Raw genomic sequence first — 22,059 nt, forward strand, 5'->3', positions numbered from 1 at the left:
GATATAAATAAAAAAGAAAGTTAGTAAGGGTACAAAATGTCAAGATGTTCATAAGGCTATAAATACGTTACCATGAAAATAGAGGCTTATAGGAGGAGAACTTTTACATGTCACAAGAACAATCCTATACGATTGAAGAGGTTGCACAATTTTTAAAGGTTTCAAAATTAACAATTTATGATTTAGTGAAGAAGGGTGATTTGCCAGTTTTTCGCGTAGGCCGGCAAATGCGGGTAGATCGTGCTGACTTGCAAGCCTATATACAAAAACGGAAAACAGGTAGTACGCCAGCTGCTGCACAGGCTTCCATAGCCACTCCGACTAAAAATCATGCGAAAATTATAGTGAGTGGGCAAGATTTAGTGCTAGATATTTTAGCAAAATATATCGAGAAACGGCGTTCTTCAAAAGTATTACGCTCACATGAAGGTAGTTTTAATGGTGTGATGGCACTGTATCATGGAGACTGTGATATTGCGAGCTTGCATATGTTTGATGGGGATACAGGAGATTATAATACCCCTTATGTAAAAAAAATCTTTGTCAGTCATGCCTTTGTTCTCATCAATGTTGTATCACGTAAAGCGGGTTTCTATGTTCAAAAGGGGAATCCGTTGGAAATTCGTTCATTTGAAGATTTTCAAACAAAGACATTCACATTCATCAACCGTGAGAAAGGCTCAGGTGCTCGTACTCTGTTAGATGAGCAATTGCGCATTCACGGTATCGCACCATCCACGATTGCAGGCTATGCCCATGAAGAAATGAGCCACCTCAATGTCGCCTCTGCTGTCGCCAATGGACGCGCAGATGTTGGGATAGGCATTGAAAAAATTGCCAAGCTTATTCAGGTCGATTTTATACCAATGGTCACTGAACGTTACGATATTGTGTTATTAAAAACACCAGAAAATCAACCACTCATCGATATGGTGAAGGAGATTTTAAAGACACCTGATTTCCAAGCTGAAGTAGCTGCATTAGGAGATTATGACGTCTCTTTAATGGGCCAAGTCATGTATGAAACGCTATAATCAAAAATTCATATTGAGTTTAATAAAAAAATCAATTACAATTCTAACTAGGAAATTTTATGGTCGTTGTGTCATTTAGTATGGCTCAGCCGCTATATTTTTTATGATACATGGTGAGATGGATAAATTAGTAGGTACTACTGCTAGGATATTAGCCCACCATAAAATAGCTTGCGTACTCAATGCGCAACTATTTTATGGTGGGCTTTTTTGTATAGTAAAAAGGAGATGGATGATGTGACATGGTCGGTATTACATATCATTGGCATTATTGCCTACGCCATTAGTGGAGCATTTGTAGCGTTACAGGCCAACTATTCTTTTATTGGCATATTTGTGCTTGGTCTGACAACGTCTTATGGTGGTTCCATTATCCGCAACGTTGTACTGGATATCCCTGTGTCAGATATATGGGAACGGCAATCCTTATTAGTCGTTTTAGTCACGCTGACGACCATTTTATTTGTCAAAAGGAACTGGATTCATCACTGGAACCGCTGGGGCTATTTCTTTGATTCGATTGGCCTAGCTTCTTTCGCAATACAAGGCGGATTGTTAGCAAAAAGCTTGCATCACGACCTCGGCATTATTATTATAGCGTCGATGTTTACTGGTGTTGGCGGAGGCATGGTGCGAGATTTGTTAGCTGGTAGAGCGCCGCTTGCATTACGAGAAGAAATTCATGCCGTCCTAACATTTGTATGTGCCCTTTGTATATGGTTGGGGTGGGACAGTCCGCTTGAATTGTCGATCATAGTTATTTTTATAGTAGTGATTCGCATGTTATCGGTGAATAATAAATTAAAATGGAAGCTTCCTTTTAAACATTTCTATAACGATGCAAAGGAAAAATAGGTTGATTGTCGAAATAGGTGAAGGTAGTTTTAATTCGAAAAAAGGAGGGGGAAAATGACAATAGAATGTTTACGTGAGTGGTTACTATCCTCAAATAATACAGTGATTCTAACAGGAGCGGGCATGTCAACGGAAAGTGGGGTTCCTGATTTCCGTTCAGCATCTGGTTGGTGGAAACAAATGGATCCAAGAACTGTCGCGACAACGGAAGCATTAACAGATCATTACTCATTATTTCATGAATTTTATAAAACACGTATCGAAAACCTAGAAAAGGTGGCTCCCCATGAGGGACATCATATATTAGCTGATTGGGAACAAAGAGGTCTAGTGTCTCTAATCGCTACTCAAAATGTGGATGGTTTTCACCAATTGGCAGGAAGTCAATCTGTCGAGGAGTTACATGGTTCGATCCGGTCTATTCGTTGTCATCGTTGCCAGCAGGCGGCTGTCATGGCAAGCTTCTTGAATAAGGCTAGTTGCGCCCATTGCGGTGGGAAACTTCGTCCAAATGTTGTGCTCTTCGGAGAAAGCCTACCACAAGCAAGTTGGCACCGTTCAATGGAGGCAATCAAAACAGCTGAACTTGTCCTTGTCATTGGAACGAGCCTTGAGGTATATCCCGTCAACCAACTACCTATGATGACAACAGGAAAAACCGTTTATATTAATTTAGATATTTCACAGCAGACAACCCCATTTGATCTGACAGTGAAGGGAAAAATAAAAGAAGTGTTGCAACAACTACAAATATAAAAAAGGCGCCCTTGCAAATTCAAGTGGCGCCTAAAACATTTGAGGTAGAAACTCCCTCATGAATCGTTGATTTTTTCGTAACCATATTTTCAAAATCATGCGATGTGTTAACAGCTTATGTCTTTTATTGGGCCTCGCCTTTGCTTCTATGAGGCTCTGTAAAAGAATACAAGTTTCAGTTGCAAAAGCTTGAGGTTCAACGAGAACATCTAGCTTGTAATCAATTAACTGGGCAGCCTGAACCTTGGCAAGTAATTGGGCAAATTGTGTATTCATGGTAGCGTAATTTTCTTCTAACTCTAGGTCAATCAATGAATAGAGCGTTTGCTCTATTTCAACTTCTAATTCCTGTAGTAACTCCTTTGATGGCTGTGTCACTAGTTCACCCTCTTTTATACGACTAGATAACCAATAGCTGCACAAAGTATGCCAATTAACAAGGTACTGGCAATATAGCTAATGGCTTGTCTCCATTTTTGTTGTTCTATAAGCTGTAGACATTCAAATCCAAAAGTAGAAAAAGTTGTGTAGGCTCCTAAAAAACCTATGCCAATTAATTGCCATAACCAATCACTAAGATGTAGGGCAAATAAGAAACCAAGGGCAAAGGAGCCTGTACTATTAATAATAAAAGTGGCCCATGGATAGGGATGTACAAGTAATTTTCCTAAATAAAATCTAGAAAGAGCGCCAAAAAAACCACCAATTCCGACTAACATCATGCAATACGCCCCCTAGCAAATCGTATTCCCAGCCATGTGCAGGCTAATCCACCTAAAACACTTACTGTAACATAGAGTACAGCCTGTAGCCACTGGCTATTTTCTAGGAGTAATAGTGTCTCTAAGGAAAATGTCGAAAAGGTAGTAAAAGCTCCACAAAACCCTGTACCTATTCCTAGTATAATAGGTGTGCGTTTTATAAAAGAAGTAAAAAGCCATGCTAGGCAAAAGCAGCCTAGTAAATTTATAAACAGTGTTGTGAATGGAAATACTTCTGTATTTGGAACGGCGAGACTAAGGCTATATCGCCAGATGGCACCAAGAATTCCACCAATTCCCACCGCTAGAAATGACCTCAACATAAAAACCCCTTACTGAAAATGACTATAAAGAAAGTGTATCATGAGACAAAAATTTTAGAAATATTTCAATTCAAGTTATGTCCCAAAATCGACTTTTAAAATGTATATAGTGTATAGAAAGGTATAAATGCTCACGAAATAATATTTCGAAATATTATATATGGAAAATGAAATAGATTTTATTACATGGACATTTCTTTATCCATCTTATGTGAACCCGCTGACGGAAAACCCGCTGACGGCTAAACCATAAACGGAAAACCCGACACTACTAAATAATAATTAACTAAATAATAATTAACTAAATAAATAAAGATGATGAGATAAGCATATTGAAGGAGTGCAACAGACGCAAAGAGAATTTTCTATTGTCTGCTATTTGGTATCAAAATCACTAGTCTTGTATTTCAGTCTTTAGGTTAATGTCTGTGCCGTAGATTTATTGTAAGGTTATAGACAACACAGTAATTTTAAGCATGTTCTCCCTTTGATTCCTTAGAGCATTTTAATGCTTTAAAGCGCTAACTATTTCCTGAAAATGATAAAAAATAACAGGGTGATAGTTGACAAATATTTCTATAGTGTGATAATCTTCAAGAACACTATAACAAATAAACTAAAGGAGGGCATGACAATGTTAATTTTATCAGTATCAAATTCAATCACAGTTACATACATTGTCCGTGCCTAACGCTTTATTTACTATTGCAGAACTAGGTATGGAATTATCCTGCCTTTTATAAGAGACACTTACTCTTTTAGGGTATGTGTCTTTTTTTGTGCAAAAAAGGTTGTAGTGCAAACAAAAAAGGAGTGTATGTATATGACAAAAACAGTTAGACGAATGATTTTCAAAAAGGAATTTCTAGAAAGTGGGTAGTCATCCACAACAGCACGGAGGAAAGAAGGTTATGATGTATGTTTGATGTGTTAAGTAAATTAGGCTGGTTCTTTAAAAAATACTGGAAGCAATATACGGTGGCCATTGTTTTACTAATGATTGCCAGTGGATTAGAGGTTGTCCCTCCCTATTTACTCGGTTCTATTATAGATCTATTGACTGCAGGAGAAATGACACCAGCTATTTTAACAAAGTATGTCTTGATTTTTATTGGAATTATTATTGGGGGCTATTTATTAAATTTTGTGTGGCAATTCCGACTATTTGAAGGGGCTATCAACCTTGAGAAAATTTTACGTCGTAATTTAATGCAGCATTTTTTACGCATGACCCCAACATTTTATGAGAAAAACCGTACCGGTGACCTGATGGCACGTGCAACAAATGACTTAAATGCCGTATCCATGACAGCTGGTTTTGGTATTATGACGTTGATTGATTCAACGATTTATATGGGCTTTATCATTTTTGCGATGGGCTATATGATTTCGTGGAAGCTCACATTTTTCGCTATGTTACCAGTCCCTATTATGGCGATCCTCATTCAATATTTAGGAAAAATTGTTCATGAGCGATATATGAAGGCACAAGATGCTTTTGGGGAGCTAAACGATAGTGTGCTGGAATCTGTAGCAGGAGTGCGAGTGGTGCGTGCCTATGTGCAGGAAAAAAAGGATGAGGCTAATTTTGCAGAGATGAGTGAAGTCGTGTATGCAAAAAATATTCATACAGCAAAAATCAATGCTTTATTTGGCCCAATTACAAAAGTTGGAACAGGCATTAGCTATGTTGTAGCACTTGGTTACGGGGCTCATTTAGTGGCAACAGAGGCGATGACGGTTGGGCAACTGGTCACGTTTAATGTTTATTTAGGTTTGGCTGTTTGGCCAATATTTGCGATTGGTGAGCTCATCAATGTTATGCAGCAGGGGAATGCCTCACTAGATCGTGTGCAGGAAACCTTGAACTACGAGGCGGATGTTCGAAATATTCCGAATCCACAAATGATTGCGACACCAAATGCGATTGGCTTTGATGCCTTAACATTCCAATATCCGATGAGTCAGGTGAAAAACCTACAGCAGATTTCCCTTTCCTTAAAAAAAGGTCAAACCCTTGGCATTGTTGGTAAAACGGGGGCAGGTAAAACAACCTTCCTACGCCAATTGTTGCGAGAATACCCAATCGGACAGGGACAGCTTTCCATTGACGGTATCGATATTACGGCTCAAACGAAGGAGCAGATCCTCGACTGGATTGGTTATGTACCACAAGATCATGTGCTATTCTCACGCACTATTCGTGAAAATATATTATTTGGGAAAGAAGATGCAACACAAGCAGAGTTGCAGCAGGCGATACGTGCCGCGTATTTTGAAAAGGATTTAGACAATCTACCAATGGGTCTTGAAACACTTGTTGGAGAAAAGGGTGTCTCTCTTTCAGGCGGTCAAAAACAACGTGTGTCTATTGCTCGTGCTTTAATTAAAGATCCTGAAATTTTAATGCTGGATGATTCGCTTTCCGCTGTCGACGCGAAGACAGAGGCAAGAATTATTGAAAATATTCAGCGTGAACGTCAAGGTAAAACGACGATTATTACGACACATCGCTTGTCTGGTATTCAGCATGCCGATGTCATCATCGTACTGGATGATGGGCAAATTGTAGAGCAGGGAACACATGAGGAACTTCTTGCGCAACAAGGATGGTATAAAGAGCAATTTGACCGTCAGCAGCTAGAAGGAGGTGCCTCATGAGTACGAGTCAACGTTTAACACGCTATGCGATGTATTTTAAAAAGCCGATACTATTAGGCTTATTCTTCCTAACAATTGCCGTATTCACGGAGCTTGTTGGACCGTTTATTGCGAAACATATTATTGATAATTACATGACAATCGGTCATATAGAAATCAAACCGATTACATGGTTGCTCATTGTGTATTTACTTTTAGCCATTGCAACAGCCATATTACGTTATTTTATGTATATTTATTTGCAAATTGGGGCAAACCGTGTCATCCAAAAATTACGTAAAGATGTCTTTGAACATATTCAAACTTTACCGATCCAATACTTCGACAATTTACCAGCGGGTAAAATTGTTGCGCGTGTAACAAACGATACAGAGGCAGTTCGGAATTTATATGTACAGGTTCTATCCAATTTTGTGACGAGCTTCATTTCTATTTTTGGGGTGTATATAGCGCTCTTTATTTTAAATTGGAAAATGGCAATGCTTGCTTTAACCATGATTCCAATTGTTTATGTATGGATGATTTTATATCGAAAATTTGCCTCTAAATACAACGATGTCATTCGTACAAAAATTGCAGATATTAATGCCATGATTAATGAATCCATTCAGGGCATGACAATTATTCAGGCGTTCCGTCGTGAGCAGCAAATGACGAAGGAATTTGATGACATGAATAATGAGCATTATGCGTATGAACGTAAGCTGCTGGTGCTTGATTCAGCTACATCCTTTAACCTTGTGAATACGCTAAGACTTATCATGTTTACGGTCTTTATTTTCTACTTTGGTACACGCTCATTCACATCAACTGAAGTGATTACAGCAGGGACATTGTATGCATTTGTTGATTACTTAACAAAGCTATTTAATCCGATCACGAATATTGTGAACCAGTTTTCACAGCTTGAGCGTTCACTCATTGCAGGTAAACGTGTCTTTGAGGTGTTAGATACGAATGGTGAGCCTGTTTCTGAAAAGAGCATCCCACGATATAAAGGAAATGTGGTTTTCGAAGATGTTTCCTTTGCCTATAAAGATAATGAATATGTGCTGAAAAACCTGTCATTTGAAGCACATCAAGGTGAAACAATTGCCTTAGTTGGTCATACAGGTTCAGGGAAAAGTTCCATTATGAACTTACTGTTCCGCTTCTACGACCCGTCAAAAGGCAAAATTACCATTGATGGCATTGATATTACCTCTGTTCCACGTCAAACGATGCGTGAACATATGGGTATTGTGCTACAGGACCCTTACTTATTTACAGGTACGATTGCATCCAATGTTAGCTTAAACAACCCGCGCATCTCTCACGAGAAAATAGTAGCTTCCTTAAATGCTGTCGGGGGAGAACGTGTTTTAGCTAATTTACCAAATGGCTATGAGGAGCCAGTTATTGAGAAGGGCAGTACATTATCTTCAGGACAACGTCAGTTGATTTCGTTTGCACGTGCCCTGGCGTTTGATCCAGCCATTTTAATATTGGATGAAGCGACATCGAATATTGATACGGAAACGGAAGAAATTATTCAGCATGCGATGGATGTCCTGAAAAAAGGACGAACAACGTTTATTATTGCCCATCGACTTTCTACCATTAAAAATGCAGATCGTATTCTTGTACTTGATCGAGGAAAAATTGTAGAAAACGGCACACATGATGAACTGCTAGCGCTTGGCGGAATTTATGACAAGATGTATCAAATGCAGGCGAACTCCTTACAACAATAGTAATAGCTAGAAAAGCCCCACTTCAACTGTGAAGCGGGGCTTTTCTATTTATCTTACATATTTGAAGACATTGATAAAGAATAACAGGACAGACAGCGCTACAGCAATTCCACCACCAGACACGAAAAGCTCAAATAACCAGCGTGGTACATCCCAATACACCATCATCATGCCAACAAAAAGGAAGGGTAAACCGAGATTGTAAAGCCAGAACTGTGCTTTGGCGAGACCTGTCTCCGCAGCATTTTTATAAGTCGAATAAATTAAACCAATGAATCCAGTAGTCAGCCAACCTACCACACCAATATGAGCATGTGTCGCTTTCCATTGAAGTTGAACCGTATAATGCATAAACAGGCCAAAAGCAAAAACAATTAATAAATAAAAGACTGAAACCTTTATCCATTTAGCACCCATTATCCACAACTCCTTTCTTGAAAGTGATTTTAGCTAGCTGCTACAGTATATTCTTGTCAAATTAAAAAGATGCTTGTATGTATTTGAAAATAAATGTAGTTGGTTTTCACTAAACTAAAAAATTTAATGGTGAATTTTAGTAATATGTAAACTTTTCATGGAGTTCTGCGTTGTATAGGCAGAAGGGGGGTGGACATGGTAAAGCAATCAATGAATGCGTTTCTACAGCAAGCAGGAACGCTGCTATATCGTTATTTGAGAAAACGTGGATTAGCCCATGAGGATGCAGAAGATATCGTCCAAGATACATGTTATAAATTTTTATTACATAAAAATGGAATTCAGTCAGATAAAGTAATGAGCTGGTTATATCGTGTAGCAACCAATCAATTTTATGATCTCAAGAGACAAGAAAAACGTCATCCAACAACAGAATTAGAGGAAGTTCAATTGACATCATTGATTCACATTCCTGAGATCCAATGCTAAAAAAAGAAAAATTAAAGGACATACAAAACACGCTCGAAACGCTATCCATTTTACATCAGGAATTATTAATCCTGAAATATGAGCTGGGATTATCGTATAAGGAAATTTCAGCCTTGATGAATAAGAATGAAAACACACTCAAAACGCATGTCAGACGTGCTAGGGAAGAATTTACTGAACGATTTAAGGAGGATATTCATGATGAATAAAGAAGAAAATGAATTTGTATTTGATGATAGACAGACGAAAAAAATAATGAGAAAGGCCAGGTTTTGGTCAACAGTCAAAATGATTGGGATTACATTAATCGTTACCCCCATTGTGCTAATAGCATTATGGTATGGGTTGAGAACTTTATCGTTAAATAGTGCGCAAAAAGTAATGGATGATATTCATTTGTTTAACGAAATAAGTGGGCCCAATGTCCAAATTAGTAATCAGGTTTATGACGATCATTTGCTGGGAGGGAAAATAACAACAACAACCTATAAGGTGCTTGGAGAGCTGCATCGGCCCTATATTTGGAAGCCTATCAAAAGCGATTATAATTTATTTGGAACGCTTACACGAACGGCCATTTCTAGCCCCATCCAAATAGAAGGTTCAGAATCACTGGCAGAAACATATCAATTCGAACGGTTTAATGACTACACAGGTGACCGAGAAATGTTTTTTTATCATCCAAAGATTTCCTACGACCATTATCAAGATAAGATTAGTGAACTGCGCCAATTGGAGAAAAATACTTTAGTAGAAATAGCTATTTCCTTTGATGATGCTTATAGTTTGGATGAAATTAAAAGCAAGCTACCTTCTGAAGTACAAGTAGATTGGTGGTGGGTGGATGCCTATACAGATGATACACTAGATTTTTTTAAGCAAGGACAGAATACGATTTCAGCCAATGATCCATACATTTATGGCTTTCAATCAGAGCAATCCAAACCAAAACCTCGACGCTCTTCAATCGATGAGGTTGCGACCTTTATTCGAAACATTGAGCTTCTGCGTAAAAGCAAGAACTTTGAGTGGGAAACAAACCAGATTTATCAAGCTTTAGTAGGGGAAAATGGCACCCTGGAGAAAAGTGATGTGAAAATAAGTGGGGCTGTAGTAACTGGTACTCCAGAGCAATTGCAGTCATTACAAGGACAACCCTACATTAAAGGGTCTATATTTGGTGTAATATCAAATCAGAAATAGAGCGCTGGAAAAGAGTAATCGGCACAATCATGTAGGAAAGATCAATTTTAGAAAAAGCTTATTTTGGATTAACTTCTCCAGAATAGGCTTTTTTATCTGAAGCAATTTAGTTTAAAATTAAATAGTTTAATGTTAAACTATTAACAGAGAAACAAGAAGGAGATGTTGTTGCAGTGGGTAAACTACAAAACAAAATGGTCATCATTACTGGCGGTGCAGGTGGTATTGGTAGTGGAATGGCAAAAGCTATGGTAAAGGAAGGGGCGATTGTTACAATTGTTGACTTAAATACAGAAGCAGGCGAGGCAATGGCAAAAGAATTACAAGAAATGTCGCCAAAGTCTATGTTTTTACAGGCTAATCTAATGGAACGCGACCAATTACCAAAAATTATTGATACAGTCGTAGAAAAATACGGTAAACTAGATGTGCTAGTTAATAACGCTCATGCTGCTAAACAAGTTACAATAGAAGAAACTACACAAGCAGATCTTGACTTGTCATTTGGGACAGGTTTTTATCCAACCTTCTATTTAATGCAAGCAGCACTACCGCATTTAAAAGAAACTAAGGGTAATATTATTAACTTTGCATCTGGAGCAGGCATTCAAGGTCATGAAACACAGGCTGCTTATGCCGCTGCTAAGGAAGCCATTCGTGGTATTTCTCGTGTGGCCGCAAATGAATGGGGACGTTTTGGTATTAATGTCAATATCATTAGTCCGCTTGCTGATTCACCAGGTGTACAAGCATGGGCAAAAGCACAGCCAGAGTATTATGAAGCGGTGAGAAGTAAAATTCCGTTAGGTCGTTTTGGTGATATTGAGCAAGATATCGGTCGAGTAGCTGTTTTCTTAGCTTCTGACGATTCTCAATACATTACAGGTCAAACGATTATGGTGGATGGAGGCTCACTAATGCTTCATTAATTCTCAGCGTTTGAGGAGGATTTTTTTGAAACAGACAAATATTTTTAAACTGATTCATATGATTGAACAGGTGAACAATGCGAATATTATACGTTTTACAAAAGCGTTCCCATATCCTTTAGGAATTTCACCAATTTTAGTTTTAAATGAGCTACATGTCAAAGGCCCTCAAAAACAAGCAGAATTAGCTGAAACAATCGGCTATACAAAAGGTGCGATGACGAGCATTGCTGAAAAGCTGGTCAAGCTTGGATTAGCAGAAAGACTATATGATCCATCTGACCGTCGCACCATTCGTTTACAAATTACAGATGAGGGTCAAAGTGCTTTAGCAAAGGCTCAATCTATCGGGAAAGAGGTCTTTGTACAGCTTTTTGAAGTATTAGATGATGAGGAAATTGCCCAATACTTGCGGATTCAAGAAAAATTAGTACAGGGTATCCAGCAGAAATAGCCATGTAAAAAATCAACCTACCTTTTAAGAGGTGGGTTGATTTTTCATTGTTTAGGCGGATAACTGGTGGATAAAACTCAAAATGTGACGGATAGAAAGGGGATTCTAGCGGATAGCCTTCCTTTTTTGCGTGATAGCCATGCTCAGCACAATCCGAATGTTCATATGAACTGCTTGAATTAAATAGTTTATTTAAAATCTAATTGTAAAATAGTTGAATTTATTGAAAATTGTCCGTGTTCATTTTATAATCAAAATACGGTTCTATTATAGAGACATTTGAGGTGTGAAATGACATTAAAAACATTAGATAACTCATTGGAGGTACTGAAATATTTTAATAAAGAAAATCCTACATGGGGTGTTCGTGAGCTAGCGAAAGAGATGGATATTAGTCACTCCATTATTTATCGGATTTTAGCAACCTTCGAAAAACAAGGCTTTCTTATTCAAAATCCTGAGACAAAAAAATATGAATTAGGGCTTCGCTTTTTAGAATATGGTCAGATGGTTAAAGATAAATTAAATCTTTCTGACTTTGTTTTACCAATTATGATCAACCTTGCAGATACCATCAAGGAATCCGTATTTTTAACATGGCTGGATGGAACAGATGGTGTCACAGTGGAAATAGCTGAGAGCTCTCAAACCATTAAGTTTTCGGTGTCGATTGGCACGCGGACACCACTACATATCGGGGCATCTTGTAAAGTCATCATGGCTTATCTACCTGAAGAGAGAAAAAAAGAAATCATGGAGCATGGGATGAAAAGGTTAACGCCTGAAACCATTACTGACCCTGATGAAATGTTAGCCGATTTAGAAAAAATACAACAGCAAGGCTGGTGCTTTTCGACGGGAGAGTACTCTCATTCCGTATTTGGGCTCGGTGTACCTCTTTTTAACAGTAAAAAAGAAGTCATTGCCTCTTTAACAATTGCTGGTCCTATTTATCGTAAGCCAACAGAGGAGAAGTTACCTGATATGGTGAATGTTCTTCAATATGGAGCGATGAATATTCAACGGTATTTCGATCAATACAGCTTTAAATTATATCATGAATAAGCATGAAAAAGAGGCTCAAGATAGTTAATGTCTATCTTGAGCCTTTGCTTGGATTTCTCTCATGATGGATACAGCTGTGTCGATTTCTTCAAACGTATTAAAATAGTGTGGTGAAAAACGTGCCATTTTAGTAATCTGATTGCGTTCCATAATGGTATTCGCCATAAATGTGCCAGCTTCAATGATGACCCCTTGGTCTGCTAAAGCATTGGTTAGCTCATCTGGTGACAGCCCTTCAATGTTAAACGGCGTAATCGATAATCGATGAGCACTATTTTGAGGACCATATAAGACAATGCCTGGAATGGTGGCAAGCTGTTCAATTAAATAGTTTGTTAGCTGCTTTACACGATCATATATGTGGTGGATACCAATATTGTTCGCATAATCAATAGCTGCCCCTAATCCGAAAATACTTGGAATGATCGGACAACCTGGCTCAAAACGTTTAGCTGTTTCTAAAAATGAATAGGCATTGTTCTGATAATCCCACTGGGTGCTGCCCCAGCCAATCATAATAGGCGTCAATGTTGGAATGAGTGCTTCTCGTACATATAAAATACCTGATCCTTCAGGACCGCGTAGCCATTTTCGTCCACATGCAACTAGAAAGTCACAGCCAAGCTCGGCAACATTCATCGGTGTTAAACCAAGTGTTTGATTGGCATTCATCAATGTTAGTACATTGTGTTGCTGGGCTAGCTGACATATTTCTTTGGCAGGCTGGAGTGCCCCAGCAGCATTGGACATATGGGCAAAGGCAATCAATTTTGTTTGTGGTGTGATGAGTTGCTCAAGGGCATATAAATCCACCATATATTCATCATTGGTTTTTAACACTTTCAGCTGAACCCCTTGCTGCTGAAGGGCAAGCCAAGGCACATAGTTACTCAACATTTCTGTGTCGAGCACTATAACCTCATCCCCCTGTTTCCATTGCAAGCCTCCAGCGACATAATTAATCGCCACTGAACCGTTTGGCATAAAGGCAATTTCCTCTTTTATTGCGCCGATGAACAATGCGGCTTTTTCTCGAATACGCTCTACTTGCGCATACGTTTCTTGACGAAAAGAGGGCAGGTAGGGACCAATACTTGCTTGTTTTTGGAGATAGCTAGTCATTGCATCCACGACTGGCTGTGGCATGGCAGATGCAGCAGCTGTGTTTAGATAAATATAGTGTTCAAGTAGCGGCATATCCTGTTGTATTTTCCTCATATCGATCATTGTACACACCAACCTTATAAAATGATTAATTCTTTCGAATAGGTCATTAAATTTTCGTAACCATCTTCGGTAACAATTAAATTATCCTCGATACGAACACCACCAACATCCTGCACATAGATACCTGGCTCCACGGTAAAGGCCATGCCTGGCTTTAACACTAGTTGATTCCGCTGCATCATATAAGGCTCTTCATGTGCGCTTAAACCAATGCCGTGGCCAAGTCGGTGTGTGAAATAATCGCCATAGCCAGCATCGCGAATAATGCCTCTTGCTAGATCATCAATGGCATGAGCTGTCATGCCCGGTTTTATGGCTTCTATGGCTGTTTCATTTGCTTGCTTCACAATGCTATAAATTGTTTTGAGCGTTGGTGAAACTTCTCCTAAAGCAACCGTTCTAGTCATATCCGCCACATACCCCTTATAAATCGCGCCAAAATCTATGACGATTAATTCACCTGTCTCTATTTTCTTCGTGCTCGCTCTACCATGAGGAAGTGCACCTCGATAACCAGAAGCAACAATGGTTCCAAAAGGTGTTCCCTCTGATCCACGTCGTCTCATTTCATATTCTAATTGGGCTGCGACTTCCATTTCTGAAATACCAGCTTGAATAATCGGTAATGTGGCTGCAAGACTTTCTTCGACGATCTGTACAGCCTGACGCATGAGGGCTATTTCGTGTTCATCTTTTTCCATACGTATATCACGAATGGTTTCACCGATATCACATAAAGTGTCATATGTAAGTTTTTCGATAGCTTTCTGTTCCTTCACGCGCATGGTGTCAAACTCAACGCCAAGTGTCTGCGCTGTTGCTAGTTCTTTTTTTAGTTGCTGGATGGCCTGTGTGGGTCCTTCCTCATCCGAATAGGATAAGATTGTCCCACCATAACTTACGTCTATTTTTGTTAATTCTACTTGTGGAACGAGAAAGTATAATTGATGATGAGCAGTAATAGCGACTACTGTTAGGCGTTCACTTTGCTTTAACTGAAGACCTGTAAAATAATACATGTTTGACCCTGGCACTAGCACTGCTACATCAATTGACTGTTGCTGCATACGGGAAACGAGCTGCTCTCTTCTTTTTTGAAACATTGAGTGATTCCTCCTAAAAAACGTTTCTATTATAGAGACGTTGTATCTGAAAAATAGTATATATCAACAATAATGAATTTTCAATAAATTAAGATAGCACCATTTTGATAGAGGGGAATGAATGTAAAAGGAAGATAATTGACAAATGAGGGAATAGTATGTTGTAAATTTAGTAAATACTAGTGTACGTCTTTTTTTCGTTCATTATGCATATAAGTAGACTAGATAAACTTTTTTCCAACTTAATACGTCAAAAAGAGGGGCAAAATTGTTAAGCAAGAAAGGACTTATGTATGGAAAAAAACATGAAACGCTCAAAAGAGAAAAAGAGCAAGAAAAAATTATGGCTGTGGATTGTTGGTAGCCTATTAGCAATTTTTTTGATTTTTATAGGTACTGCCTACTTTACCATCCAAAAAACTATGAATAAAATAAATACACCACTTATTCAAACAACAGATGCAGCACAACCAGAAGAAAAAACAGTGATTAAAAAAGATCCATTTTCGGTTCTAATGCTTGGGGTCGATGAACGAAAAGATGATAGTGGTCGTTCCGATACCATGATTGTAATCACTGTGAATCCTGAAAAGCAGACGATGAAAATGCTTAGTATACCCCGTGATACTCGAACAGAAATCGTTGGTCATGATACAGTAGATAAGATTAATCATGCCTATGCCTTTGGAGGCGTCCCGATGGCTGTGGATACGGTCGAAAATTTTTTAAATATACCCATCGATTATTATGTATTTATTAATATGGAGGGCTTTTTACAAATTATTGATACGCTGGGTGGCGTAACAATCGATAATGATATGGATTTAACCTTTGACGACTACCATTATCCAAAGGGAGAAATCACATTAGATGGTAATGAGGCCCTTATTTTTTCTCGTATTCGTTATGAAGATCCACGAGGTGATTTTGGACGTCAAATTCGACAACGTCAAATCATTGAAGCGGTGATGAAAAAAGCCTCCACACCATCAACATTATTAAAAGCAACCGATATGTTGAATGTACTAGGTGACAATGTTCGCATGAATTTTTCAGTGAAGGACCTTATTCAGCTACAAGGTATTTATAAAAAAATGGATAAGGATATTGAGCAGTTATCGTTTGAAGAGGGCGAAGGTGAAAGGATTAACCGCATTTGGTACTATATTCCGAATGAGGCAGAGCTTCAAAAAATACAAACAGATTTACAAAACCATTTAAAAAAGTAAGTAAGCAAGTTGCTTACAAATGTCGCATATTAGTTGTTAACTTTTTGGCCACGAGGGGAGGGAGATGAATGAATGGGAGGACCCAGGTGCTGAGGTATACAGCGCTGAATCATTGCATGCAAAGCTATGTACCTAAACGTAAAGTGCGAAAAAATCCAGTCCAATCAGCAATTAGAGGCCTACAAGTATTATGTTTAAAATTATTTATGTAAGGGATAAAAAATCATTCAGGTAGGGTGCATGCCTAGTTGAATGATTTTTTTGCTGTTATTCATCTTTTTTCGATATTTCTTGAAATATCAGAAAATTAAGTGTATACTGACATTAGAAATGGTTAAAGGAGTGATTGTGATGATTATAGGCACAATTTTATTAGCATTTGCATTACCAGTGGGTATCGTATTAGCAGTAGATTTATTAAACGAGCAGCATCACTCTGCTACACAAACTAACCATTCATAACGATGAAACAGCAAAATATCAATTTCTAGACAATGTTACTTTGTAGCCTTGTCTATTTTTCTATGAATAGGAAACAATTTGTGTGATTCATTCGTCAATAATAGTGAGAAAATGTTATACTATTAAAAAAACAGTATCGGGGAATGAGCATGCAAGCGGAAAAAACATCCAATCTAAAAAAAGAAATATTATCCTACATCAAAATTATTGTCATTACAGCTGTTGTTGTTTTTGGCTGTAAGCAATTTTTATTTGCGCCGATTAAAGTGCAGGGAGCATCTATGTATCCGACTTATCACGATAAGGATATTATTATTGTAAGCAAAACAAGTAAAATCGAGCGTTTCGATCAAATTGTTTTCCAATCACCTGTCGAAGATGAGTTATATATTAAACGTGTCATTGGTCTTCCAGGGGATAAAGTGGAAATGAAAGACGATGTATTGTACGTCAATGGCAAAGCATACAAAGAAGATTATGTGAACCGTCAAACGGATGATCCTAATCAATTGCGCATTACGGAAAACTTTACATTGGAGCAATTAGTGAATGAAAAAGAAGTGCCAGAGGGCATGTATTTTGTGCTTGGTGACAATCGCCTAAAAAGTAGTGACAGTCGCCATTATGGTTTAATTTCAGAGGATGCTGTATATGGTGAATCAAAATTAATACTCTATCCATTTAGTCATTTTCATATTGGCTCAAAATGATGAAAAAAGAGGTCACTCTATTGAGTAGCCTCTTTTTTATTGTTGGGGTAAATCGGTACAGCTTTTATAAGTGGGATAATAGACACAAATCCTTGAATTTTCAACGGTTTCCTTGATGGGCGATGGCTTACTTTTCATGGGAGATTGCATTGCTGGTTCTTCATTTGTGAACGCTTCTTCTACTAATTCTACGCCATAAAATAGTATTAAAAAATAGCAGACAAATCCTACTATACGCAAACAATCACCTCGTAAAATAGTTATTGTATGTTTATATATATGGTCAAATTCGTCGAAATATAAGCAGAAAATCGAAATTTTCTCTTGCCAAAAAGATTTTTAGAGGCAATGAATTCTATGAAAAAAGCTATTGTCAATGAAATTTTGATGTGCTACTATAGCTAAAGTAAATATTTGATCTGTATAACCTCAATAATATGGATTGAGGGTCTCTACCAGGAACCATAAAATCCTGACTACAAAACTTTGCTTCATTTTTGTAGTCAGGATTTTTTTAGTTTGTTTTAAAACAATCTCCTACAAAAATGAACGTGTACCGAAGGGGAGATTACGATGAATTGGAGAGTTTATATTCTTGCTGTGACTACCTTTGCAGTAGGGTTAGTTGAATTAATTGTTGGTGGAATCCTGCCAAATATTGCAGAGGATTTAGATGTGTCTTTAGCGACAGCGGGACAATTAATTACTATTTTTGCACTTGTTTATGCGATTTCTGCGCCTGTCCTACTATCCTTGACAGCTAAGGTGGAACGCAAGCGCTTATTCCTTATTTCTTTATTTATTTTTACGTTAGGAAATCTAATGACCTTCTTTAGTACAACGTTTATCATTGTGCTAATCGCACGTATTTTCACAGCTATGAGTACAGCGTTAGTGATTGTTTTATCATTAACGATTACAACTAAAATCGTAGAGCCTCGCCATCGTGCTAAAGCACTGGGGCTTGTTTTTATGGGGGTAAGTTCTGCGCTGGTGATCGGTGTGCCAATGGGTATTTTTATTACAGAAGCGTTTGGCTGGCGAGCTGTATTTTTAGGTATTAGTATCCTATCAACGATTTCAATGATATTAATTGCTTTATTACTTGAAAAAATGCCAATTGGAGAAGTAGTGCCACTCAAGGCGCAAATTAAATCGCTGGCGAATTTAAAAATCCTGACAGCACAGTTAACTACCCTATTTATGCTAGCGGGCCATTACATGCTCTACGCCTATTTAACACCATTTTTAGTAGAGGCATTTGATATGAATGCTTCATGGGTTAGTATTTGTTACTTAATTTTTGGTATTGCCTCTGTTAGTGGAAATGCTGTAGGTGGATGGGTGAGTGATAAAATTGGCACAAGTAAAGCCATTATTTTAATTGTCTCAGCTTTTGCCATTGTCTTATTTAGTATTCCTTATACAATTATTGCCCTTCCACTGTTTTTAGTATTTACGGTTTTATGGGGTGCGTTGAGCTGGGCACTGACACCGCCATTACAAAATTACTTAATTCAGGTGGATCCTCAATCATCGGATATTCAGCAAAGCTTAAATACAGCTGCCCTGCAAATTGGTATTTCTATCGGATCAGCAGTTGGTGGCGCAATGTTTGCTTGGACAGGTTCTGTTATGCACCTAGCTAGCTTTGGTACGATTCTAGTTCTTTGTGCATTAGGCTGCGCGATCTTTTCTATTAAAAGGGCACCTCTTGGACAGGAGCAGCACGTAGATTATCAGTCAGCACATCATCATTCATAATCGAACGATAGCCCTGAAAGGTATTGGGAAAGCCATCCCAATACCTTTTTAATTGGTTTGCATGAATCTATTTTCGTACACTTCCCAAAATTAAATTCTCTATGGTTTCTTAGCATACTCTAATTACCTATGGAATAGATTGTTGTAGTTAATGAATTTACAGATTTGAGGAGTTTGAGATTTTAAGAGCGAATATTATTTTTAAGAAAAATAGTAGGAGACTTTCAAATCTTGTAAATGGAAGGAGAACTCAATGACTGAATATCATCAACAATCAACTGCTGAAGTCATGAAGATATTGAACGTCACCACGCAAGGTTTGACTGATGATGACGTCCAAAAGAGGCAACAAGTCTATGGCTATAATGTATTAGAGGAAGGGAAAAAGACAAGTACGTTGGCTGTTTTTATGGGCCAATTCAAAGATTTATTGGTCATCATTTTACTCGTTGCTGCCTTCGTTTCCTTTCTACTAGGAGAAGTAGAAAGCACCATTGTGATCATGATCGTGGTTATTTTAAATGCCATTTTAGGTACAGTGCAGCATGTGAAGGCTGAACAATCATTAGATAATCTAAAAGCATTGACCTCTCCCATTGCCAAGGTCATGCGTCATAATCAACTAGTAGAAATTCCTTCTGAAGAAATTGTAGTAGGGGACCTTCTGATGTTGGAGGCGGGAGATTATATTAATGCGGATGGAAGACTACTAGAAAGCCATAATTTACACATCAACGAAAGCTCTCTTACAGGCGAATCGATTGCTGTGGCAAAAAGTACCGACCCTATTCGAAAAAACAATATCACCATTGCGGATAAAAAAAATATGGTGTACTCAGGAAGCTTTGTGACCAATGGACGTGGCATCGTGATGGTTACGGCAATTGGGATGCAGACGGAAATCGGAAAAATTGCGAATTTACTCGATACAGCCAAGGAAAAGAAAACACCATTACAAATTAGTCTCGATCAATTCGGTGAAAAGTTAGCCTTAGGGATTACGCTGATTTGTTTAGCAATCTTTACGATTGACCTTATCCGAGGACGAGCCTTAGTAGAGTCCTTTATGTTTGCCGTATCTCTTGCCGTTGCGGCTATCCCCGAGGCTTTGAGTTCCATCGTGACAATCGTATTAGCTTTTGGCACCCAAAAGATGGCGAAGGAAAATGCAATTATTCGCAAGCTTTATGCTGTGGAAAGCTTGGGGAGTGTATCGGTCATTTGCTCTGATAAAACAGGTACTTTAACAGAAAATAAAATGGTGGTACAGGAAGTTTTTGTAGATCAGAAGAAGATTCCCCATGATTGGCTTAATCCAACGAACCCAGTGGAAAAAGAGTTAATGGTAAAAGCGCTTTTATGTAGTGATGCTGTCGAGCGCGAGCAGAAAGAAATTGGTGATCCTACAGAAATTGCGCTTGTGAAATTGGGGAAACAATATGGTTTAGATGAATTGAATATACGTGAGCAATATCCAAGACTGGCTGAAATTCCATTTGATTCGGCGAGGAAGCTCATGAGCACTGTCAATCAGATGGACAAGCAATCCATCATGATTACCAAAGGGGCTCTGGATGTACTCTTGCCAAAAGTGACGCGAATCAAAACATCAACAGGTATTTTTGAGATAACCCCGCAGCATCGCCAGAAAATCGAGGCGGTGAACCGTGATTTTTCTATGAATGGCTTAAGGGTGTTAGCCATTGCTTATAAGGAGGTATTGCCTCTACAAAAAGTCGATCCACGAGCGGAACGAGATTTAATCTTTGTCGGCTTAGTGGCGATGATGGACCCGCCAAGAAAAGAGTCGAAAGAGGCTGTGGAAAGCTGCATAAAGGCAGGCATTAAGCCCGTCATGATTACAGGTGACCATAAAATTACAGCAACCGCGATCGCCGAACAAATTGGTATTTTGAAAAATCCAGCTGAAGCTATAGAGGGACATGCGCTCGAAGGCTTAACTGATCAAGAGCTGCAAGAGAAAGTACAGGATTATTCTGTGTATGCCCGTGTTACACCAGCCCAAAAAATTCGAATTGTTAAAGCATGGCAGGATAAAGGACATGTTGTGGCCATGACAGGAGATGGTGTCAATGATGGACCTGCTCTGAAGCAAGCAGATATTGGGGTGGCTATGGGCGTGACAGGCACAGAGGTTGCAAAAGATGCCTCATCCATGATTTTAACGGATGATAATTTTTCAACGATTGTCAAGGCAATTGCCAATGGTCGTAGCATCTATACAAATATTAAAAATGCTATTCTGTTCTTATTATCTGGAAATGCAGGCGCTATTTTTGTCGTGTTATATGCAACGGTTCTGGGCTTACCTGTTCCTTTCGCACCTGTCCATCTACTATTCATCAACTTATTAACAGATAGTCTGCCTGCTATTGCCATCGGTTTAGAGCCAAATAATAAGAAAACAATGAAGGACAAGCCTAGAAACATTCATACCCCTTTATTAAATAAAGCCTTTACCACACAAGTTGTGCTTGAAGGGATATTAATCGCCATTTCCACCATTATTGCGTTTCAAATCGGTTTATCGACAGGTGATACGCTAACAGCAAGCACGATGGCCTTTACAACACTATGCTTGTCAAGGTTAGTGCATGGCTTTAATTCCCGATCCAAACAATCCATCTTTGCGATTGGTATATTTTCGAATAAATATACATGGTTCGCCTTTATCATTGGTGTGCTAAGTTTACACATTGTTTTGTTTATGCCGATGCTTACAACGGTCTTTGAGGTGGCTCCATTAACACTAGCACAGCTAGGCTTTATTTATAGCCTATCGGTGTTACCATTCCTAGTCAATCAATGGTATAAGCTATTGTTCGTGAGAAATCGATAAAGATAAAAAAAGAAGCTTCCGTTA

22 protein-coding genes and 1 riboswitch are annotated in these 22,059 nt (G+C 38.4%); of the genes, 16 read left to right on the plus strand and 6 right to left on the minus strand.

Annotation, left to right across the window (positions count from 1 at the left end; translation table 11 throughout):
* Positions 1–107: 107 nt before the first annotated feature.
* The 3 genes from V1L66_RS09820 to V1L66_RS09830 all read left to right on the plus strand — a co-directional run bounded on the left by V1L66_RS09820 (position 108) and on the right by V1L66_RS09830 (position 2,645).
* Positions 108–1,034, plus strand: coding sequence for a helix-turn-helix transcriptional regulator (locus tag V1L66_RS09820; RefSeq protein ID WP_333003897.1), 927 nt, complete (start codon positions 108–110; stop codon positions 1,032–1,034).
* Positions 1,035–1,244: 210 nt separating this feature from the next.
* The gene (locus V1L66_RS09825; protein WP_339280048.1) at positions 1,245–1,889 is read left to right on the plus strand and encodes a TRIC cation channel family protein; all 645 of its coding nucleotides are present in this window, start codon (positions 1,245–1,247) and stop codon (positions 1,887–1,889) included.
* A gap of 54 nt (positions 1,890–1,943) precedes the next feature.
* Complete coding sequence (locus tag V1L66_RS09830; RefSeq protein WP_333003895.1) at positions 1,944–2,645, plus strand: NAD-dependent deacylase; 702 nt, start codon at positions 1,944–1,946, stop codon at positions 2,643–2,645.
* A 30-nt stretch (positions 2,646–2,675) separates the two neighbouring features.
* Here the strand turns inward: V1L66_RS09830 and V1L66_RS09835 are convergent, their stop codons facing one another.
* The 3 genes from V1L66_RS09835 to crcB (V1L66_RS09845) are packed head-to-tail and all read right to left on the minus strand — an operon-like array spanning position 2,676 to position 3,726.
* Positions 2,676–3,023, minus strand: coding sequence for a hypothetical protein (locus tag V1L66_RS09835; protein ID WP_016994590.1), 348 nt, complete (start codon positions 3,021–3,023; stop codon positions 2,676–2,678).
* Between the two features lie 14 nt (positions 3,024–3,037).
* The gene (gene crcB, locus V1L66_RS09840) at positions 3,038–3,367 is read right to left on the minus strand and encodes a fluoride efflux transporter CrcB (protein ID WP_036077247.1); all 330 of its coding nucleotides are present in this window, start codon (positions 3,365–3,367) and stop codon (positions 3,038–3,040) included.
* Positions 3,364–3,726 carry a fluoride efflux transporter CrcB gene (gene crcB / locus V1L66_RS09845; RefSeq protein ID WP_409072221.1) on the minus strand — a complete coding sequence of 121 codons (363 nt, stop codon included), beginning with the start codon at positions 3,724–3,726 and terminating at the stop codon, positions 3,364–3,366. Before crcB (V1L66_RS09845) ends, crcB (V1L66_RS09840) begins: the two co-directional genes overlap by 4 nt.
* 921 nt (positions 3,727–4,647) lie before the next feature.
* On the opposite strand from crcB (V1L66_RS09845), the gene V1L66_RS09850 reads away from it, so the two are divergent.
* Both V1L66_RS09850 and V1L66_RS09855 read left to right on the plus strand, forming a co-directional pair.
* A complete protein-coding gene (locus tag V1L66_RS09850; RefSeq protein WP_016994587.1) occupies positions 4,648–6,390 on the plus strand; it encodes an ABC transporter ATP-binding protein in 1,743 nt (580 codons plus the stop codon).
* Entirely contained in the window at positions 6,387–8,123 is a 1,737-nt protein-coding gene (locus V1L66_RS09855; protein ID WP_333003891.1) for an ABC transporter ATP-binding protein, read from the plus strand. The genes V1L66_RS09850 and V1L66_RS09855 overlap by 4 nt, the downstream gene beginning before the upstream one ends.
* A 48-nt stretch (positions 8,124–8,171) precedes the next feature.
* On the opposite strand, the gene V1L66_RS09860 is transcribed toward V1L66_RS09855, so the two are convergent.
* On the minus strand, positions 8,172–8,540 hold the full coding sequence (locus V1L66_RS09860) for a hypothetical protein (RefSeq protein ID WP_048392470.1): 369 nt from the start codon (positions 8,538–8,540) through the stop codon (positions 8,172–8,174).
* 195 nt (positions 8,541–8,735) lie between these two features.
* Between V1L66_RS09860 and V1L66_RS09865 the strand changes: the two genes are divergently transcribed.
* The 6 genes from V1L66_RS09865 to V1L66_RS09890 all read left to right on the plus strand — a co-directional run bounded on the left by V1L66_RS09865 (position 8,736) and on the right by V1L66_RS09890 (position 12,680).
* Positions 8,736–9,029 (plus strand): sigma factor, encoded by a 294-nt coding sequence (locus tag V1L66_RS09865; RefSeq protein WP_333003888.1) that lies wholly within the window; start codon positions 8,736–8,738, stop codon positions 9,027–9,029.
* Complete coding sequence (locus V1L66_RS09870) at positions 9,023–9,238, plus strand: sigma factor-like helix-turn-helix DNA-binding protein (protein WP_333003886.1); 216 nt, start codon at positions 9,023–9,025, stop codon at positions 9,236–9,238. The genes V1L66_RS09865 and V1L66_RS09870 overlap by 7 nt, the downstream gene beginning before the upstream one ends.
* The gene (locus V1L66_RS09875; protein WP_333003884.1) at positions 9,228–10,232 is read left to right on the plus strand and encodes an anti sigma factor C-terminal domain-containing protein; all 1,005 of its coding nucleotides are present in this window, start codon (positions 9,228–9,230) and stop codon (positions 10,230–10,232) included. Before V1L66_RS09870 ends, V1L66_RS09875 begins: the two co-directional genes overlap by 11 nt.
* 173 nt (positions 10,233–10,405) lie before the next feature.
* Positions 10,406–11,161: an SDR family oxidoreductase gene (locus V1L66_RS09880; protein WP_333003882.1), complete on the plus strand. Its 756-nt coding sequence runs from the start codon at positions 10,406–10,408 to the stop codon at positions 11,159–11,161.
* Positions 11,162–11,186: 25 nt separating this feature from the next.
* Positions 11,187–11,615, plus strand: coding sequence for a MarR family winged helix-turn-helix transcriptional regulator (locus V1L66_RS09885; protein WP_004230567.1), 429 nt, complete (start codon positions 11,187–11,189; stop codon positions 11,613–11,615).
* 291 nt (positions 11,616–11,906) lie between these two features.
* On the plus strand, positions 11,907–12,680 hold the full coding sequence (locus tag V1L66_RS09890) for an IclR family transcriptional regulator (RefSeq protein WP_036077236.1): 774 nt from the start codon (positions 11,907–11,909) through the stop codon (positions 12,678–12,680).
* Between the two features lie 24 nt (positions 12,681–12,704).
* Here V1L66_RS09890 and V1L66_RS09895 read toward each other — a convergent pair whose 3' ends face one another.
* Positions 12,705–13,907: an aminotransferase class V-fold PLP-dependent enzyme gene (locus V1L66_RS09895; protein ID WP_016995615.1), complete on the minus strand. Its 1,203-nt coding sequence runs from the start codon at positions 13,905–13,907 to the stop codon at positions 12,705–12,707.
* A gap of 14 nt (positions 13,908–13,921) precedes the next feature.
* Positions 13,922–15,010 carry a Xaa-Pro peptidase family protein gene (locus V1L66_RS09900; RefSeq protein ID WP_333003879.1) on the minus strand — a complete coding sequence of 363 codons (1,089 nt, stop codon included), beginning with the start codon at positions 15,008–15,010 and terminating at the stop codon, positions 13,922–13,924.
* Between the two features lie 293 nt (positions 15,011–15,303).
* Between V1L66_RS09900 and V1L66_RS09905 the strand changes: the two genes are divergently transcribed.
* The 5 genes from V1L66_RS09905 (at position 15,304) to V1L66_RS09925 (ending at position 22,035) form a co-directional block, all read left to right on the plus strand.
* A complete protein-coding gene (locus V1L66_RS09905; RefSeq protein ID WP_036077229.1) occupies positions 15,304–16,239 on the plus strand; it encodes an LCP family protein in 936 nt (311 codons plus the stop codon).
* 351 nt (positions 16,240–16,590) lie between these two features.
* Positions 16,591–16,701 (plus strand): hypothetical protein, encoded by a 111-nt coding sequence (locus V1L66_RS09910; RefSeq protein WP_016995537.1) that lies wholly within the window; start codon positions 16,591–16,593, stop codon positions 16,699–16,701.
* Positions 16,702–16,850: 149 nt separating this feature from the next.
* The gene (gene lepB, locus V1L66_RS09915; RefSeq protein WP_048392477.1) at positions 16,851–17,411 is read left to right on the plus strand and encodes a signal peptidase I; all 561 of its coding nucleotides are present in this window, start codon (positions 16,851–16,853) and stop codon (positions 17,409–17,411) included.
* Positions 17,412–17,810: 399 nt separating this feature from the next.
* A riboswitch (purine riboswitch) is annotated at positions 17,811–17,910 on the plus strand.
* 74 nt (positions 17,911–17,984) lie between these two features.
* Positions 17,985–19,175: an MFS transporter gene (locus V1L66_RS09920; RefSeq protein WP_333003875.1), complete on the plus strand. Its 1,191-nt coding sequence runs from the start codon at positions 17,985–17,987 to the stop codon at positions 19,173–19,175.
* A 253-nt stretch (positions 19,176–19,428) separates the two neighbouring features.
* A complete protein-coding gene (locus V1L66_RS09925) occupies positions 19,429–22,035 on the plus strand; it encodes a cation-translocating P-type ATPase (RefSeq protein WP_333003874.1) in 2,607 nt (868 codons plus the stop codon).
* Positions 22,036–22,059 lie beyond the last annotated feature (24 nt).

The organism is Lysinibacillus sp. IITD104 (assembly GCF_036698265.2).
Taxonomy (GTDB): Bacteria; Bacillota; Bacilli; order Bacillales_A; family Planococcaceae; genus Lysinibacillus; species Lysinibacillus boronitolerans.